At 39.5% G+C, this 17,901-nt stretch carries 21 protein-coding genes and 1 riboswitch; of the genes, 10 read left to right on the forward strand and 11 right to left on the reverse strand.

Annotated elements, in window-relative coordinates:
• Window position 1 precedes the first annotated feature (1 nt).
• A complete protein-coding gene (locus J6836_RS05875; RefSeq protein ID WP_219247635.1) occupies window positions 2–496 on the forward strand; it encodes a hypothetical protein in 495 nt (164 codons plus the stop codon).
• A gap of 199 nt (window positions 497–695) precedes the next feature.
• Here the strand turns inward: J6836_RS05875 and J6836_RS05880 are convergent, their stop codons facing one another.
• A complete protein-coding gene (locus J6836_RS05880) occupies window positions 696–1,589 on the reverse strand; it encodes a LysR family transcriptional regulator (protein ID WP_219247637.1) in 894 nt (297 codons plus the stop codon).
• A gap of 100 nt (window positions 1,590–1,689) precedes the next feature.
• On the opposite strand from J6836_RS05880, the gene J6836_RS05885 reads away from it, so the two are divergent.
• The 3 genes from J6836_RS05885 to J6836_RS05895 all read left to right on the forward strand — a co-directional run bounded on the left by J6836_RS05885 (window position 1,690) and on the right by J6836_RS05895 (window position 5,108).
• A complete protein-coding gene (locus J6836_RS05885; RefSeq protein ID WP_219249407.1) occupies window positions 1,690–2,673 on the forward strand; it encodes an aldo/keto reductase in 984 nt (327 codons plus the stop codon).
• A gap of 222 nt (window positions 2,674–2,895) precedes the next feature.
• Window positions 2,896–4,152, forward strand: a complete 1,257-nt coding sequence (gene alr, locus J6836_RS05890) for an alanine racemase (RefSeq protein ID WP_425299627.1) — start codon at window positions 2,896–2,898, stop codon at window positions 4,150–4,152.
• Window positions 4,153–4,370: 218 nt separating this feature from the next.
• A complete protein-coding gene (locus J6836_RS05895) occupies window positions 4,371–5,108 on the forward strand; it encodes a phosphatase (protein ID WP_219247639.1) in 738 nt (245 codons plus the stop codon).
• 66 nt (window positions 5,109–5,174) lie between these two features.
• Here J6836_RS05895 and J6836_RS05900 read toward each other — a convergent pair whose 3' ends face one another.
• Window positions 5,175–5,645: a GNAT family N-acetyltransferase gene (locus J6836_RS05900; protein ID WP_219247641.1), complete on the reverse strand. Its 471-nt coding sequence runs from the start codon at window positions 5,643–5,645 to the stop codon at window positions 5,175–5,177.
• A 401-nt stretch (window positions 5,646–6,046) separates the two neighbouring features.
• Between J6836_RS05900 and J6836_RS05905 the strand changes: the two genes are divergently transcribed.
• From J6836_RS05905 to rlmA, 3 genes are all read left to right on the forward strand, one after another.
• Window positions 6,047–6,247, forward strand: coding sequence for an acid-shock protein (locus J6836_RS05905; RefSeq protein ID WP_219247643.1), 201 nt, complete (start codon window positions 6,047–6,049; stop codon window positions 6,245–6,247).
• 70 nt (window positions 6,248–6,317) lie between these two features.
• Window positions 6,318–6,518: an acid-shock protein gene (locus J6836_RS05910; RefSeq protein ID WP_219247645.1), complete on the forward strand. Its 201-nt coding sequence runs from the start codon at window positions 6,318–6,320 to the stop codon at window positions 6,516–6,518.
• Between the two features lie 106 nt (window positions 6,519–6,624).
• Complete coding sequence (gene rlmA / locus J6836_RS05915; RefSeq protein WP_219249409.1) at window positions 6,625–7,449, forward strand: 23S rRNA (guanine(745)-N(1))-methyltransferase; 825 nt, start codon at window positions 6,625–6,627, stop codon at window positions 7,447–7,449.
• Window positions 7,450–7,491: 42 nt separating this feature from the next.
• Here the strand turns inward: rlmA and mntP are convergent, their stop codons facing one another.
• From mntP to pabB, 8 genes are all read right to left on the reverse strand, one after another.
• Complete coding sequence (gene mntP, locus J6836_RS05920; RefSeq protein WP_219247647.1) at window positions 7,492–8,073, reverse strand: manganese efflux pump MntP; 582 nt, start codon at window positions 8,071–8,073, stop codon at window positions 7,492–7,494.
• A riboswitch (yybP-ykoY riboswitch) is annotated at window positions 8,074–8,262 on the reverse strand.
• A 150-nt stretch (window positions 8,263–8,412) separates the two neighbouring features.
• Window positions 8,413–8,871, reverse strand: a complete 459-nt coding sequence (locus J6836_RS05925) for a DUF986 family protein (RefSeq protein ID WP_219247648.1) — start codon at window positions 8,869–8,871, stop codon at window positions 8,413–8,415.
• An 89-nt stretch (window positions 8,872–8,960) separates the two neighbouring features.
• Window positions 8,961–9,812 (reverse strand): PTS mannose transporter subunit IID, encoded by an 852-nt coding sequence (locus J6836_RS05930; RefSeq protein WP_219247650.1) that lies wholly within the window; start codon window positions 9,810–9,812, stop codon window positions 8,961–8,963.
• A gap of 13 nt (window positions 9,813–9,825) precedes the next feature.
• Window positions 9,826–10,626, reverse strand: a complete 801-nt coding sequence (locus J6836_RS05935) for a PTS mannose/fructose/sorbose transporter subunit IIC (protein WP_219247653.1) — start codon at window positions 10,624–10,626, stop codon at window positions 9,826–9,828.
• 82 nt (window positions 10,627–10,708) lie between these two features.
• Window positions 10,709–11,674, reverse strand: coding sequence for a PTS mannose transporter subunit IIAB (gene manX, locus J6836_RS05940; protein ID WP_219247655.1), 966 nt, complete (start codon window positions 11,672–11,674; stop codon window positions 10,709–10,711).
• Window positions 11,675–12,326: 652 nt separating this feature from the next.
• Window positions 12,327–13,691: an L-serine ammonia-lyase gene (locus tag J6836_RS05945; RefSeq protein WP_219247657.1), complete on the reverse strand. Its 1,365-nt coding sequence runs from the start codon at window positions 13,689–13,691 to the stop codon at window positions 12,327–12,329.
• 278 nt (window positions 13,692–13,969) lie between these two features.
• The gene (locus J6836_RS05950; RefSeq protein ID WP_219247659.1) at window positions 13,970–14,530 is read right to left on the reverse strand and encodes a CoA pyrophosphatase; all 561 of its coding nucleotides are present in this window, start codon (window positions 14,528–14,530) and stop codon (window positions 13,970–13,972) included.
• The gene (pabB, locus tag J6836_RS05955) at window positions 14,514–15,893 is read right to left on the reverse strand and encodes an aminodeoxychorismate synthase component 1 (protein ID WP_219247661.1); all 1,380 of its coding nucleotides are present in this window, start codon (window positions 15,891–15,893) and stop codon (window positions 14,514–14,516) included. Before pabB ends, J6836_RS05950 begins: the two co-directional genes overlap by 17 nt.
• 124 nt (window positions 15,894–16,017) lie before the next feature.
• On the opposite strand from pabB, the gene J6836_RS05960 reads away from it, so the two are divergent.
• Together J6836_RS05960 and yebF are read left to right on the forward strand one after the other, a co-directional pair.
• Window positions 16,018–16,197: a YoaH family protein gene (locus J6836_RS05960; RefSeq protein WP_219247663.1), complete on the forward strand. Its 180-nt coding sequence runs from the start codon at window positions 16,018–16,020 to the stop codon at window positions 16,195–16,197.
• Window positions 16,198–16,388: 191 nt separating this feature from the next.
• A complete protein-coding gene (gene yebF, locus J6836_RS05965; protein ID WP_219247665.1) occupies window positions 16,389–16,754 on the forward strand; it encodes a protein YebF in 366 nt (121 codons plus the stop codon).
• A gap of 61 nt (window positions 16,755–16,815) precedes the next feature.
• Here yebF and J6836_RS05970 read toward each other — a convergent pair whose 3' ends face one another.
• Window positions 16,816–17,046: a DNA polymerase III subunit theta gene (locus J6836_RS05970; RefSeq protein ID WP_206086175.1), complete on the reverse strand. Its 231-nt coding sequence runs from the start codon at window positions 17,044–17,046 to the stop codon at window positions 16,816–16,818.
• 294 nt (window positions 17,047–17,340) lie between these two features.
• Between J6836_RS05970 and ftnA the strand changes: the two genes are divergently transcribed.
• Window positions 17,341–17,844, forward strand: coding sequence for a non-heme ferritin (gene ftnA, locus J6836_RS05975; protein ID WP_219247667.1), 504 nt, complete (start codon window positions 17,341–17,343; stop codon window positions 17,842–17,844).
• The last annotated feature ends 57 nt before the right edge of the window (window positions 17,845–17,901 follow it).

Raw genomic sequence — 17,901 nt, forward strand, 5'->3', positions numbered from 1 at the left:
CATGAATAAAGTGATTACAGCTTTAATCGCTTTGGCTCTCTCATTTGCCGCTGGTTTTATGACTAGCGGCATTTTTTCTGATAACCAGCAAATGACAAAACAGATTGCCGGGCAACAGGAAGATGAGAAAGACCTAGCGTTTAACATCGACCAGCGCAAGCATGCAGATGCAGAACAACAAAATAGGGTGGTGATATACAATGAACAGAAAGAACGTGCTACGATGCGCACAGACGATTTGCTTAAGCGTGTTCTTAATCACTTTGACAGCGTGCAGTTCGAAACCAGTGCCGCGGAAACAAAAACTGATGGTACCGATAACGCCAATACCTGCAGAGCTGAGAGAGCAAAGGCCAGTGAACTTTCTCGACAACTACGAAGCACACTTGAAATCTATGGGCGTGAGTCTAATCGTGCCGATGAAAACACAAGGGCCCTTAATTTATGTATTATCGACCTAGCAGCAAAAGAAAAATTACTCGAATCGTATCGATAGATTACTGTATAAATATTGTTCACTTTTCATTGTGACGGTATTGGTGACGGTATCATAACCCGCTAGGTTAATTCTGTTTTATATAAATCAATAAGTTACGCTATGTGTAAATAATTGAGTGGGAATAATCCCCCAATAAGAACGCGCTGGCACTAACTAGCAAAATAACGACTTAAGCCCATGTAAAAATGGGCTTTTTTTATGGCATCAAAATTTCTTGATTATCATAAACTAATGCAGTCAAAAAATCGGCGACAACACGTATTCTTCGTGAATGGGCGAGGTCAGAATGAATGGCTAACCAAATTGATTGGTCGCAACCAATATCATTTTGTAGGCAAATTAAACCCATTTTTCTTGCAATAAAATGTGGTAAAACTGCAAGCCCGAGACCGGTTTGTACAGCACTAAATTGAGCCGACATGGTGGTCGTGGTCAACCGGCAAGGTCTTCCTCTGAGGGTTTTTTCTAACCACTGCGCAGAATTAAGGTGCTGCTGTGCTTCAGACCAACCTATAAAATCATCATGTTCTAAGTTGTTAGGCCTATCTGGATTTGGTCTGCGTTGTAAATAGCTTTCTGAGGCATAAAGGCCGAAACCAAGAGTACCTAATTTGCGGATCCGTACATTACCACTATCAGGTCTCACCATTCGTAGGGCAATATCGGCATCTCGTCGATGCAAATTAACGGTTGAAACACCTGTGACAATTTCGATTGTTAGATTAGGATTAACGTCAGTTAACGATGGTAGAGCAGGGATAATAAGGTGGTCAGCTAAGCCTTGCGCGGTTGCTAAGCAAACATGCCCCATAACGTTTTCATTCTTTTTGTGCGCGGCATTGCTAAATGCGAAGCCTGCTTGCTCTAAAGCCTCTGCCTGTGAAATTAACGCACTTCCTTCATCCGTAAGTTTATAACCAAGCTGATCGCGTGTGAATAATCGAACGCCTAATGCTTCTTCGAGTCGTTCTAAGCGCCGTGATGTTGTTGCAATGCCCAGTTTTAATACCTTGGATGCAGCACTTAACGTGCCTTCTCGAGCAATAGCTAAAAATATTTTGGCATCATCCCAGTTCATCTTTTTTCTCACCACTTTCCATTTTTGGAAAATTGATTGTTAATATTACCCATATGAATAGCTATTTTAGGAAAATATACTCAAATACGTTAAATAAACCAAGGGGCAGATGATGAATAAACGTATTTTAGGAAATGGGCTCGAAGTTTCGACAATTGGACTAGGCTGCATGGGAATGAGTGAGTTCTATGGACCACAAGATGATCAGGCGGCGATGGCTGTGCTACATAAGGCGGCTGAACTTGGTTGCACAATGCTAGATACAGCCGATACATATGGCAATTTTCATAACGAAGAATTGATTGGGGATTTTCTTAAACAGACGGATGTGGAAATCAAGATTGCGACAAAGTGTGGCATTGTACGCCGTCCAGGGGAATATGAGCGCAGAATTGATAATAGCCCTGAATACATTCGTAGTGCTTGTGAAAGTTCATTACGTCGATTAGGTGTCGATTGTATTGATTTGTATTACATTCATCGCCTAGATCCAAAAGCATTGATAGAAACGACAATGGAAACATTGGCGCAATTAGTTGCTGAAGGAAAAATTGCACATATAGGGCTATCTGAAGTGAGTGCGGCTACACTTAAACAGGCACACTCTGTATTTCCTGTTAGCACAGTTCAAACAGAATATTCCCTTTGGACGCGTGATGTCGAAGCTGAAATTTTGCCAACTTGCCAAGAACTAGGTATTGGTTTTGTGCCGTATTCCCCTTTAGGGCGTGGATTTTTAACGGGGCGTTTTAATGATAAGAGTTTGTTTGAAAATGGCGATTTTCGAAACGGATTACCACGTTTTACATCTGAGAACCTCAAAGCTAACAGCACATTATCTGATTTTATTATTCAGATGGCGGAGCAAAAATCATGTTCACCTGCACAAATTTCACTGGCGTGGTTGTTGGCTCAAGGAGATAACATTGTGCCAATACCGGGAACTAATAAAGTAAAACATCTTGAAGACAATTTTGGTGCGGCTGATATTCATTTAACACCAGAGGACTTAAGTCAGTTCAAACATGCTATAGACCGTTTCCAACCAGCGGGATCCCGATATTCTGTTGAGGGTATGAAGGGAATTAATGCCTAAATAGGGATTAATCAGGGAATAATAGTGTTTAGGCATCTGATATTTAATGGATGCCTTTATATTATCAATACGAAATGATCTTGTAAGGTGATTTGGTTTTTTATGCAGCTAAAGTGAATTATTACTTGTTCAATTTTCTTAAGTTGCTATCATCCAAAGAAGTTATACATTTTGTGTATATTTCCATGTCCTGTAATCATAAAAATAATGAGTTGGGGCGACATGACAACAGCTAAGGAAAACCTTGTGGCATTTCGTTTAAAATATCTGGCATTACTTCCTCTTTTTGTTGCGGCAACCGCTTGTCAGCAGCCAACCAACACAAATAATACTTCAATTGCAACGCCAGCAGCGCAAGTACAGCCTGTGGTTGTGAACAATTCATGGATTGAAATCTCAGAAAGTGCATTGGATTTTAATATCAAAAAAGTTCAAGCGCTATTAGGGGATAAATCATCCATGTGTGCCGTTCTCAAAGGTGATGCTTATGGGCATGATCTCTCATTAGTCACACCAGTGATGATTGCTAACAATGTGCAATGTATTGGCGTGACCAATAACCAAGAATTAAAAACCGTGAGAGACCTTGGTTTTAAAGGCCGTTTAATGCGCGTTAGAAGTGCAACTGAAAAGGAAATGGCACAAGCGACACAGTACCAAACAGAAGAATTGATTGGTAACTTAGAAATGGCGCAGCGCTTAAATGCCATTGCGAAACAGCAAAATAAAGTCATTCCTATCCACCTTGCGTTAAATTCCGCTGGTATGTCACGTAATGGTTTAGAAGTTAGCACCCCTGCGGGTCTTAATGAAGCGAAGATGATTTCACAGTTACCGCAGTTAAAAATTGTCGGCATTATGTCCCATTACCCAGAAGAAGATGAGGCTCAAATCCGCAAAGATCTTGCTAAATTTAACAAAGAGTCCCAACAAGTATTGAAGGAGACGGGGCTAAAACGTGAAGATGTCACACTGCATGTTGCGAATACTTATGCAACAATTACTGTGCCTGAATCATGGTTAGATATGGTGCGTGTTGGTGGTATTTTTTATGGTGATACTGTTGCAACAAACGACTACAAACGTGTGATGACATTGAAATCAAATATAGCTTCAGTAAATCATTATCCGAAAGGTAACACTGTCGGCTATGACCGTACCTTTACATTAAAACGTGACTCTGTTTTAGCAAATATTCCAGTGGGTTATGCGGATGGTTATCGTCGTGTGTTTAGTAATACAGGGCATGCACTGATCAACGGCCAGAAAGTGCCTGTATTAGGAAAAACTTCAATGAATACCGTGATGGTGGATGTGACCGATTTAAAACAAGTACGCCCGGGTGATGAAGTGGTGTTCTTTGGCAAACAAGGTAATGCAGAGGTTACAGCTGAAGAAGTAGAAGACATCAGCGGTGCATTATTTACAGAAATGTCTATCCTTTGGGGAGCTACCAATAAACGCGTCTTAGTGGATTAAACTTATTTTTCACTCAATATATTTTAACCCGCATTGATTGCGGGTTTTTTTATCCTAAAAGTGGCCTGGGATTTTGTGCAATATATTGTTATGTGCTAATAAAGTGCTGTTTAGATGAATGACTCTCGAAACCTCTACGTTGATATGTTAGCTTGGTTAAACCTTGTCTGAGCGGATAGACTCAGAAAGCAAATAGTAGAATAAGAAGGATATTATTTATGTATCAAGTTGATTTACATGCCCATACCATTGCCAGCACCCACGCATACAGCACGGTTAATGAATATTTTGCCGAGGCGGCAAGCCGTGGGGTAAAGCTATTTGCGATCACCGATCATGGCCCCGAAATGCAAGATGCACCGCATGAATGGCATTTTGGTAATATGCCTATTTTGCCACGGATTATTGATGGTGTCGGTTTACTGTATGGCATTGAAGCCAATATTAAAAATAAGCTAGGTGAAACAGACTGTAATGAAAAAATTGCTCGCCACTTAGACATTATTCTCGCTGGTTTTCACGAACCCGTTCTTGAACCACAAAGCCTTGCAGATAATACCGAAGCAATGATTGCGACGATCCGCAGTGGAAAAGTACAAATTATTACGCATCCTGGTAACCCTAAATATCCGATTGATATTAAAGCGGTTGCTCAAGCCGCCAAAGAGTGCAATGTGGCGTTAGAAATGAATAACTCATCATTTCTCCATTCAAGAGCGGGGAGTCAACAAAACTGCCTAGAGATTGCGAAAGCGGTAAAAGAAACAGGGGGCTGGGTTGCGCTAGGCTCTGATTCTCATTTTGCGGGTTATTTAGGGCGTTTTGATCGCGTAGTGGAAATGCTGGAATCGATTGATTTTCCTCAATCACAAATCTTAAATGTGACCCCACGTCGAGTGTTGGATTTTCTTGAATCCCATGGACGTAAGCCAATCTCTGAATTTGCCGATTTTTAGTCAGTTAATGAGATAATTTGCAAAGAATAAAGCCGCTAAATAAATTAACGGCTTTTGTTTTTTGTCTTACAACGCTATTTTCATGTGAATACACGCGAGATTAGTCTGAGCAAGTACGGAATAATAATTATCATGGCGAATAGATGTAAACCCATGCTTTTGGTAAAAACGTTCTGCATTCGGGGATGAGTCTAAGGTCAGGGTGTTTATTTTTCGTTTTTTCGCCTCGGCCTTTATTGCATCCAATATTAAGCCCGCAGCGCCATGCCCCATATACTCTGGTAGAGTAAATATCGCATCAATACTATTTGATTCTAAATTTAAAAAACCTGTTGATATGGCTTCATCACGTTCATTGACAGCAACAAAAAATGGGTTGTTCTCAACCATACTTATGTAGCTTAGGGGCATTTCATCAGGCGTCCAATTGCAAATCGTTTCTGGGTCGTAACTAGTTTTACAGCCATGACGAATGGCTTGATTGCGAATAAGCCATAACCGTTTGGCTTCTGTTGGTGAGGCTAATCGAACTTTCATTTTTTTACCTAAATAATGTCATTGCATATAATTTTATTAAAACCAAAAACAAAAGGTGAAAGCAAGTTATAAAAGTATCGGTAAGCTAAATTTGTGTAGACAAACTAAAAAAAGCGATAACAAATTAATTGATTTTAAATGGGTGATTATAATTAAAAAATTGAAATCAAAAGCGGAAAATAACTAATGCTTTGTTTTTAAAGAGTATTTTTTGATTTCATTTATAATAAAAAAAGAAAGGAAAAGTAAATAAATAATCAACAAACTGCAAATATATATACGCAAAAATAACCTATAAAATATTTATAAATCTTTAAATTTGTCCTATTGCGGGGGAATATTCATTTGTGTTTTATTAGTGTTGCAAGAACATCCTTGCTTTAAAATTCTAAGGTACAAAAATGAAAACGTTATTAGCAATTGCAACGGTTATGTCTATTGCTGTTTCTGGTGCTGCATTGGCGAATACAACAGTAAAAAATGAACCTATGACTCATGTAGCCAAAGTTCAGCATACTGCGAAAACCCACCATGCTAATAAATCAAAAGCCGAGAAAAAAGAGGATAAAAGCAAAACGGTAGAAACCAACAAAGCAATATAATACCCAAAATCTGTGACAATTATCTTTGTATTTTAATGTAAGATTTATATCAAATTTAAAGGTAGAAAAAATGAAAAAATTAGTCGCAATCGCAACCGTATTATCATTTGCTATTTCTGGTGCTGCATTAGCAAATACAACCGTTAAATCTGAGCCTATTTCACCTATCGCACAGTCGCACCAAGCGGCTAAATCATCTCACCTGAAAGCAAAAGTTGAGAAAAAAACAGCGAAAGAAAAGAGTGCTGAAAAAAGTAAATCAGCGAAATAATCAGTCATAAGTTTCGCTAACGTCACGGTGCCATGGGATATTTTCCATGGCGCTGCATCGTTGCTTCTATGGTATACTGACTATTATTTTGCGATCAGTGACCTTTATGAATTATCAATGCCCACTTTGTTTTACACCTCTCTTACAAACTCACCATAGTTATCGCTGCGAAGCAAATCATCAATTTGATTGCGCGAAAGAAGGGTATGTTAATTTACTGCCTGTGCAACACAAGCGTTCGAAAGATCCTGGTGATAGCGCCGAAATGATGCAAGCGCGCCGTCAATTCCTTGATGCAGGGCACTATCAACCCATGCGTGACCAAGTAGCTGAAAAACTAGTTCAATTTTTACCTTCAAACCAATTATCGTTATTGGATATTGGCTGCGGTGAAGGGTATTACACTGACTATTTTTGGCAAACACTGCAAAATAAATTTGGGGGCATCCAAGTTTTTGGTTTGGATGTGTCAAAGGCAGCGATTCGTTATGCGGCTAAACGCTATAAATCAGTTAATTTCTGCGTCGGTACTAGCCATCGTTTACCTTTCCCTGAAACAAGTTTAGGGGCTATTGTGCGTATCTATGCGCCTTGTAAAGCAGAAGAGTTAAGCAGAGTATTGGTCGATAACGGCATATTAATTACTGTCACTCCAGCAGCAGAACATCTGCAAGAATTAAAAGCCCTTATCTATGATGAAGTTAAGTTGCACCCCGTTAAAGACGAGGATTTGCCTAATTTTAAATTAATGGATGAAAGCCGATTAAATTATAAGATGGCACTAACGGGTCAAGAGGCGTATGAATTGTTAGCAATGACACCATTTGCGTGGCGAGCGTCTGAAGACGTGAAGCAGAATTTGCAGCAAGCTGAAGTGAAAAATTATACGGCAGATTTTTTAATTCGGGTTTATCAATATCAAGCCGTATAATATTAATAAAGCCCCCTAAGAAAAGTAGGGGGCAATAAACTCTTATGGTGCGTACATAAATAATTCGAGGTGTTCAAACAGGATATTAAACCCAATACCAATTAATACCACACCACCGATAATTTCTGCTTTTTTTCCTAATAATGGTCCTACATAACGGCCAATCATCATACCAATAGTTGCCATAATCATGGTCATTAAACCGATGGTCATTGCGGTATGAACAATATCCACTTGTAGGAAAGCGAGACCTAAGCCAATCGCCATCGCATCTAAGCTCGTGGCAATTGCTGAAAAGATTAGGCTAGTTGAGCTGTGGCTTGAGGGTTTTGAACAACATTCATCATCTTTTGTTTTAAGGCTCTGCCAAATCATGCGAGCGCCTAGAACAAACAATAACGCAAATGCAATCCAGTGATCCCAACGAATAACGTATTGGCTAGCGAGAATACCAATTCCCCAACCAATAATAGGCGTGATGGCTTCAATAAAACCAAATATGAATCCAGTACGAAGAATTTCTCTAAAACGGGGTTTATGTAGGACGGCACCTTTGCAAATTGCAACTGCAAATGCGTCCATTGATAGCGCTAGGGCTAAGATAAGGGTAGCGTAAAAACTCATAACATAACCTCGGTTGGGTGTTTCCATATACACATAAACTACCCCCAACCTAAGGTGTGTTTATGTGTCTATGGTCTTGCCAACCAGATTATGGTGTCCGCACCACGTTTGAAACCAAACGAGTATGTTGATACGGACTTTCTGGAATTAATATATTTCCAGAACAGGCTACTCCCCAATGACGTGGAAAGAAAGATACCACATTTTATTTTAAAGGCAACACTTAATTAATTGTGGATATTAAACGGTAGTGAGAATTATTATCAATTGGTTTAATGGGAAAAAAAGGTTAATTATATTTTTAATTAACCTTAGTTTTTCTATGAATATATATAACGTTTATTTATGATTAATAAGAAACTCATAAATACGTTGTAAATCATCAAGATGTGATACTTGGATGTGAATTTTCTTTTGCTCTAAACCTATTATCAGAATACCGTCTTCGGATAAATTCATTGCCTTTATTCTATCGTAAGAAATAAAAGTATTGGCAAAATAAAAACCAGTTTGTTTAAAAAATAGCTTGGGTGTTCTAATAAATGCCAAGTAGACTGACATAAATATAGTAATCATTAATAAGTAAGTGGTTAATAAATTACCATGTCGAACAATATTTGTATAAATAACAATACAGATTAAAACAATAAAAATAATGGCATCAACGCGATGTTTTCGTTTTAAGTTAATTTTTAATAGCGTTTTACCTTTTAGCAAATGCTGAATAAATTCATCATAAATAGCATATACAAGCATGATCAAAATGATAAAGGCGAGAATAGCATCATTTAAGGTCATTGGTGCGCCCTTGACTAAGTAAACATATGACAAAGCTTAAAATTAAAAAAGGGAGGCTGCAACCTCCCTTGATTAAATATTAGAAAAAATTATGGTGCTAAGAATTTCAGCCAAGCACCTAAAATACCCAAACCAAAGAAACCAATAATAATCCACAGTGCATTCACTTTACGGCGTAATAACCACATACAGCCGAATGTGAGCAGTAGAGGAACCAACCCTGGCATTAATTGGTCAAGGATCATCTGGACGGTTGTAATATCTTCAAAGCCCGTGGTTTGGTTTTTAATGCGCGAAACCTCAAGCGGGATATTCACATGGGTCCATTTATTAACAAGGGCCCCCATAACGAATAAACCGAGTATGGATGCTCCCTCCGTCAGTTTTTGCAGGAAACCACCGCCCATATCTTGAACGATATCAATCCCTTTCTTATATCCGTATGAAACACCATAATAGCGGGTTAATAAGCGGACTAAGTTAAACAAAACGAAGAACAGAACAGGGCCAAGTAAGCTACCTGTCATCGCGATACCCGCACCTAATGCTGCGAATACAGGACGAACGGTTCCCCAGAATATTGGGTCGCCAACACCCGCTAAAGGCCCCATCAAACCTACTTTGATACCGTTTATTGCAGCATCATCAATGTCGGCACCATTCGCACGTTGCTCTTCCATCGCCATGGTCACGCCAAGAACAGGGGCGGCAACATATGGGTGAGTATTAAAGAACTCTAAGTGACGTTTAATGGCTTGTTTTCTATCGTCATTGTTTTCTGGATAAAGACGACGAATAACAGGTACCATTGAGAAACAAAAACCGAGGGCTTGCATCCGTTCAAAGTTCCAAGAACCTTGGAATAAGTTGGAACGCAGGAACACTCCGCGAATATCGCTCTGTGTCAGTTTTTTCTCTGTAGACTGAGTTGTATCAACCATGTTTGCGCTCCTCCTAGTCTAATTCGTTATCAAGGTTATTGTTGCTATTGCCTTGTGTGACAACAACTTGCGATTTGTTGTATTTTGGACTGAGCTGGATATACAGAACAGCCATAACCACACCGATGACACCGAGGGCAACAAGGTTGAAGTCTGTAAATGCGGCGGTGACAAAGCCTAAATAGAAGAACGGCATTAAGTAGCCAGCACGCATCATGTTGATAACCATCGCATAACCCACAACGACGATCATACCACCCGCAATGTTCAGACCGCTGGTCACAACTTCAGGAATGGAGCTTAATAAGTGTTGAACTTCAGATGTACCGACAGAAATAGCAACAATAAGTGCCGGGATCGCAACACGCATCGCTTGTAGAACTAATGCACTGACGTGAATAATGCTTAAGGATGTCAGGTTTCCACTGATTGCAGCACGGTCAGCCGCATGTTGGAAGGCAACGGTGATAGTACGAACGATGATTGTTAATACTTGCCCCGCAGCAGCCAGTGGGATTGCTAAGGCAATACCCGCACCAATGCTTTGGCCACCGGCGATAACTAGGATAGTTGAAATGATAGAGGCTAAAGCCGCATCAGGTGCAACCGCCGCACCGATATTCATCCAACCTAACGCTATCATTTCCAGTGTACCACCGATGATGATACCTGTTTTCATGTCTCCCAGAACGATACCTATAAGCGTACAAGCAACGAGAGGGCGGTGAAACTGGAATTCATCGAGGATTGACCCCATACCGGCGATACATGCGACGATGAAAACCAGTACTATTTGAACAACGGTAAGTTCCATTGTTTAATCTCCTGTAACCAACAAGTTTTAAAATCTGTTTGAGTAATGGTTTAAAAAGCAAAATTAAAAGTTTGATAACACATTATTTTTTGAGCTTATTAATTAAGTCCATCATGAAGACTTTGCTGTCTGATGAAACTTTGCGGACTTCTAGCTCAATTTTTTTGTCGTTCAAATAATTAAAGGCATCGATATCAGTTTGGTTGATGGAAACCGCATTGGTTACCATAGTTTTACCCTCATGATATGCCATACCACCAATATTGACGGATTTAACCTCCACACCTTCCTCAACAATACGCTTAACATCAGTTGGGTTAGTAAATAACAACATCACTCGCTCACCCGCATATTTCGGGTTGTTATAGACGCGAATACATTTCGCAACGTCAACAACGTGAGCAGTAACCCCAGGAGGCGCAACTTGTTTTAACAGTGTCGAACGGACTTGGTCTTTTGCGACCTCATCACTAACAACGATAATACGTTTGACTTGAGTTTCTTTTGTCCAGCGCGTTGCAACTTGGCCGTGAATTAAACGGTCATCAACGCGCGCAAGGGCTATCACCATATGCTCACCAGGACCTGCTTTTCGAGCTGGCGCAGGTGGTGGCGTGCTTGCAGCAACAGGCGCTGGTTGTGCTTCAACCTCTTTGAATTTGAATGGACGAACACCGCCTCGACCCGTTTCTAATGCAACCGTGATAAGCTCATCCAAGGAAGGGTTATCATCGCGGCACATAAAGGTTTCAACCAGCATTGGAACATTCACACCGGTGATAATGTCGTAATTATCGTGTTCATTCACAATACGGCTAGCTGCGTTAAATGGGCTACCTCCCCAAGTATCGACAAGGAATAGCACCCCTTTAGAGGTGTCTAAATCAGTCAGTTTTTGTGTGTACTTTTCAAACAGGGTGTCTGCGTTCTCCCCAGGGATAAAATCAATAAACGAGACATTATCTTGCTCGCCGATTAACATTTCGGTGGTTCGGAGAAGCTGCTCAGCGGCGACTCCGTGGGTACCAATCATAATAGCTATACTCACTATTTTTCCCTCATTGATAGATAAAACGAAATATTATCTGTAGATAAATTGGACACTAAAGTTAGACTCCTTTTTATCAATTTCCCCTGTATCATAATATTAGCTGAATAATTACAATTTACTCATGGCGGTCACGAGTCAGCTATTTGAATTATTAGTATGAAGTACATTTGTAGCATATCATTTTGTTTTAACCTAAAAACTTGTTTCGCGTCAGAAAAATAAGAATATACCTAAAAATACTTAATAATTCACAATTAATAATTATTTATTTGTTATTTATTGTGATTTAATTTCTTTAATTAATTATTTTGCAGGATAAATTATTGTTATCGGTAACAGAAAATAGCTAAAAAAGTGTTTGGTATTGACATTGCGAGTAAAAAATAATCAATTTTGTATGATGAATACAGCGTTAAGTGAACTAACAAAATACATTTTTAGAATAAAATAGTATTGATTTGCGATTGTGTGTATTGCCAAAATCAAATGAAATAAGGCATAAATTGATTGGTTCATAGGAAAGATTGATTAAAAAAATTTGCTGATAACAGAAGGGTTAGTGGATAACAGTGAATAATATTGTATGGATGGGGAATAAAAACGCCCTTCGGATGATCAGAAGGGCGTTAGAGGGATGAAACAGGTTTAATTAGTCACATTGGACTTTGATTGCTAAACCGCCGCGAGAGGTCTCACGGTATTTTGCATTCATGTCTTTCCCTGTTTCATACATAGTTTCGATGACTTTATCCAAGGAAACACGAGGCTCGCTGGTTCTACGAATAGCCATTCGCGCCGCATTTACAGCTTTGACTGAGGCAATTGCATTGCGTTCGATACATGGCACTTGAACTTGGCCCGCGACAGGGTCACAAGTCAGTCCTAAGTTGTGTTCCATACCAATTTCAGCGGCGATACACACTTGCTCAGGGCTACCGCCGAGTAACTCTGCTAGGCCTGCGGCGGCCATTGAACAAGCAACACCCACTTCCCCTTGGCAACCGACTTCAGCACCTGAAATAGACGCATTCATCTTATACAGAATACCAATTGCGCCTGACGCTAAGAAATAACGCAAATAGAGTTCTGGTGTGACAGGCTCGATGCAGTGGTTGTAATAAGCCAGCACCGCAGGAACAATCCCACATGCACCGTTAGTTGGCGCAGTAACAACACGTCCACCCGCTGCATTTTCCTCATTTACCGCTAGGGCATACATATTAATGAGGTCAATGACATTCATTGGGTCATTTGATAGTTTACTGGAAGACGTCACCATACGGTTGAGTGCAGGCGCACGACGCGGCACACGCAATGGGCCAGGAAGCACGCCTTCTGTATTTAAACCACGCTCAATACATGCTTGCATGGTGTGCCAAACATCAGCAAAGTAAGCATCGATCTCTTCTTTTGAGTGAAGATCGAGTTCGTTTTTCATCATCAGGCTGGAAATCGATAAACCTGATTTTTTGCAATTTAGCAGTAATTCATCAGCTGAATTGAATGGGTAAGACACCGGCTTGCTATCAACCGTTGATTGACCAAAATGCTCTTCATCAACGATAAAACCGCCACCGATTGAATAATAGGTTTTGGTATAAATTTCGTCATTTCCAGCAAAAGCATGAATGGTCATGCCATTTTCGTGTAATTCAAGGTTATCTTGACGAAAATTCATGCCGCCATCACGTGGAAAATCAACTAATTGAGAACCATTAGCTAAAGGCAATTTTTCTGTGTCTTCTACCGTTTTAATAAAAGTTGGGATAGATTCAATGTCAACGGTGGCAGGTAAGTTACCTGCTAGCCCCATAATAATGGCGATATCAGTATGGTGCCCTTTACCAGTAAGCGATAATGACCCATAAACGTCAACAGAGATGCGAGTGACGTTAGGCAATAGATTTTTGCTCACTAAATCATCGACAAATTCTTTACCAGCTTTCATTGGACCAACGGTATGAGAGCTTGACGGGCCAATGCCCACTTTAAACATGTCGAAAACGCTTATCACGCAGGACTCCTTAAAAAAAGTTGAAAATAGAGTGCTTTATTTTAAAAGGCGCTACTTTACTGTTATTTAGTAGTGTTAACCAGTAAGTTTAAAGTATTTTTTGAAATAAGGTAGTTGCTTAGGAATAATTGATTGTAAATAGCACAATCTGCTTGTATTTTGCTTTAAATTTATACAGCCGTATTAATAAAATTAGGAATGATTGGGAAGCAGATAAAAGTTAGCGGAATATTTTCATTTGAAAAATCGATTTTGCATAGTGATTTGTGTTGTCAGGGCTAATCTAATTGTAATGCTAATTGGTGAAGAATAGAAGCTGTCAACCCCCAAACGAGATGACCATTATACCAATAGAAAAAAATTCGATTTTCACGGCCTGAACGTTTGATATCCACATATTTGTGTTGCCGCAATGACAATGCGTCAAAGAGTGGAACTTCAAAAATTGAGGCGACTTCGCTTGGATTTGCCTGATATTGAATATTGGCAGGCAGCAAACCAACAACAGGAGTGACTTCATAACCCCCATAACTTTGCAGTGGAGCAAGCTGGCCCAGCACCTTCACTTTTTCAGGTGGGATGGCGACTTCTTCAAAAGTTTCACGCAGCGCAGTGTGAATTAATGAGCCATCTTCGGGGTCTTTTGCTCCACCCGGAAAGGCCACTTGCCCAGCATGGGAGCGTAAAAATGGGGAGCGCTGGGTTAGCAGCAGCGTTGGGTTAGGTTTATTAATAATCGGTAATAAAACCGCAGCCGATTTCCCCGTCTGGCGCTGTGCCTGACGGGTTGCCGGTAAAGTAAACTGAAAACGGTTGATAAAGTTATTCAGCTCGGTCATCCGAATTTAACGCTCCTAATAAAGGTAAAATAAGGCTCAATTTGTCGAAAGTTTCTTGGTATTCTTTATCCGCTTGGCTATCTGCCACAATGCCACCGCCTGCCCAGCAGTAAATTTGCTTTTTATAGGTCAGTAAAGTTCGGATAGAAATATTGGTGTCCATATTGCCACAGAAACTAATATAGCCTATTGCACCACAATATCCATGTCGACGATGAGGTTCTAGCTCTTCGATGATCGCCATCGCACGAATTTTGGGCGCCCCTGTAATGGACCCACCAGGGAAGCACGCTTGCAATAAATCGGTGGCTTGGTAAGGGCTGTCTAATCTAGCTGTGATAGTGCTAACCAAGTGGTGAACGGCAGGGAATGGTTCAACTACAAACAATTCAGGTACTTTAACGGTTCCCGGTTTGGCAACGCGGCCAATATCATTACGTAATAGATCAACTATCATCAGGTTTTCAGCACGATCTTTAGGCGAATTAGCCAGCTTTTGCGCTTGTTCTAAATCCTCTTGTTCATCTTCTAAACGTGGAAGTGTACCCTTAATTGGACGGGTTTGGATATCGCCGTCTTGTAATAAAATAAAGCGTTCAGGGGAAATACTAATCACGGTATTTTCGGGTAGACGTATAAAGGAAGAGAATGGGGCACCATTTGTTTCAAGTAATGCCAGAAACGCATTCCATTCATCTCCTTTATATTTAGCTTTAAAGCGCTGTGCTAAATTAATTTGATAACAGTCACCACTACGCAAATATTCATGAATACGCGCAATATTTTGCTGATATTCACCTTCAGTCATATTGGATTGCCATGGCGTATTGAGCTTAAATTTATTTTTGCGTGATGCTTTTTGACTTTGCAACCAAGTCAGGCGTGCTTCGGCATCTTCATGGCTAATTAATGTCACTGTTTTATCTTGGTGATCAACAATTAGCGCCCATAAATAAATACCCACAGCCATATCGGGAAATGTTAATTCAGTTTTCGCGATTTCTGGGATTTTTTCAATACGGCGGCCAAGGTCGTAGCTCCAAATACCTAATGCTCCACCATTAAATGGTAGGGTGTTATCCAATATTTGATTCGCATGGTGCTTATCAAGCTGCGCTTGAAGCAGGGTGAATGGTGATGCTTCAGAAATAATAGCTTCTTGATTTTGTTCTGTAATTGTTGTTTGCGACTGATAGGTTATGAGTGTTGTAATAGGGTCAGCAACAATAATATCAAACCGGTTATGTGAGTGTTTCGCATTGCCTGAATGCAATAGCATCGCCCAAGGTTGATGAGCGAGAGGCGTAAAATAATCGATTGCCGCTGTTGGGCTGTATGGTAACTGAATTTTATTAATCGTCATGGTGATAAATTTATTTCTTCGCAAATGATTCTGGCCAGACTAACAGATACTCTTATCTTAATAATCGCAGAGATGTTAAAATCTTAATTATTGATTTTAGTCTTTTATGAATGAGGTTTAAACCATGTTATCAGGAATACCCGCACTTAATCATGAAGAACAGCAAGAAGCAGTAGAGAAAATTCACCAATTAATGGCTGACGGCATGAGTAGTGGAGAAGCAATTGCACTTGTTGCACAAGAAATTCGCGAGAAACATCAGGGCAAAGAGCAAATTCATGTCCGTTTTGATGATGAAAATTAATAATATGTAAACATACTATTAACATTCATACATGAATCTGATAGATTAATATTAGTTAAGTCATTCTGTTTATCAATGTCGTTAGAAAAAAACTTACAGATAACGCGCAAATTTAACACCTTCTATAGGCTTAAATGAGCAGCAAAACTAATCAAAAATCTTTACCTAACAATTAGGTATCGGAGGAGAGTATGGAAGCGAATAAAAAGATTGCTATTGCTCTGGGAACGTGTGCTCTTGTTTTTAGTTCATTTGCGTTAAGTGTTAACAAGGAAGAAGGTAAGGCTGCACCGTTTGTGAGCTGTGGTGCACTAACTGAACCGCAAATTGCGGCTCAGGTTAAAAGTGATTTTATGAACAATCGTTTACCACGCTGGGCTGAAGAAAAAGCCGCACTCGGTAAAAAAGCCGTTGCTTGGGTTAACGATAGTGAAGTCACGAAGACAGATACAGGCTATACCATTCCGTTAGTGGTTAGAGGGTCAAAATCTGACCTGCATTATTCTGTTTCAGTGGATTGCCAAAACAATACTGTAACGTATAACACGTCTAAATAATTCGACAGTATTCAACTGTTTGTATTGAAAAATTGAAAAGAGGGTTATCCCCTCTTTTTTCTTAACGATTTCTAGGTTCGTACGGTAACCGTGAGAAATTTTGTGATAACTGACGGTAATAAACTAGCCGTTCTCTAAAATACTCCCTCAAATGCTCGGGTTGCTCCCGCTCAACAGCGTCAGCAAGGATGGCGATGTTATAGCGTTCTTTGAATGCAACGCCAGATGCCAATAAGTCAACGTTAACCTTATCCATTTCATCTTTGGGTAATAAAGCAAGATTGTGGCTCATTTTAATTCTCTATCACATAATGGGGCTTAGGAATATTGTAGCGATTAAATGAGAAGAAGTCTCAATTCTTTATCGAAAAGAACGTGAAAATATAATCAAAATAATATAGATTTATATTTAATTAATAACTTTAAAAACAGTGAAAGATAATGAGATTGATTATTGTTGTTTTTAACAAAAGTTATTAATAATCAGTAAATTGGATTTTTTTGTTTTCAGAATGTTTTGGGGTTTTAATTATTGTAATACTGTGCATAATAGCCTCAGGAATATTTAAACATTAAGGTAAAAAATATGTTAACTACTGATATGGTCAAAAAATTAAACGAACAATTAAATCTTGAGTTTTACTCTGCAAATCTTTATTTGCAAATGAGTGCGTGGTGTAGCGATAAAGGCTACGAAGGCGCCGCTGCTTTTTTAAAAGCACATTCTCAAGAAGAAATGGAACATATGCAGCGTTTGTTTGATTACCTTAGCGACACAGGTGCATTGCCACTATTAGGTCAAATTGCGGCACCACCTGTTGATTTTAAATCTATTTCCGATGTTTTTAATCAAACGTATGAACACGAGCAACTGATTACGCGTGAAATTAACAAATTAGCGCACTTAGCGATGACAACACAAGATTACTCAACGTTCAATTTCCTACAATGGTACGTTGCAGAACAGCACGAAGAAGAGAAATTATTTAAATCTGTGTTGGATAAACTGGATATGGTGGGTGAGTCTGGTAAAGCGCTATTCTTACTAGACAAAGATTTAAAAAATCTGTCATCTGCTGCACACATCTAATTTTGTGCTGTGAATAGGTTATTACTCAAACGTAATCTATCTATTTGATGTATAAAG

Origin of the sequence: Providencia sp. R33, assembly GCF_019343475.1 — a bacterium.
In the GTDB taxonomy this organism is placed as follows: domain Bacteria; phylum Pseudomonadota; class Gammaproteobacteria; order Enterobacterales; family Enterobacteriaceae; genus Providencia.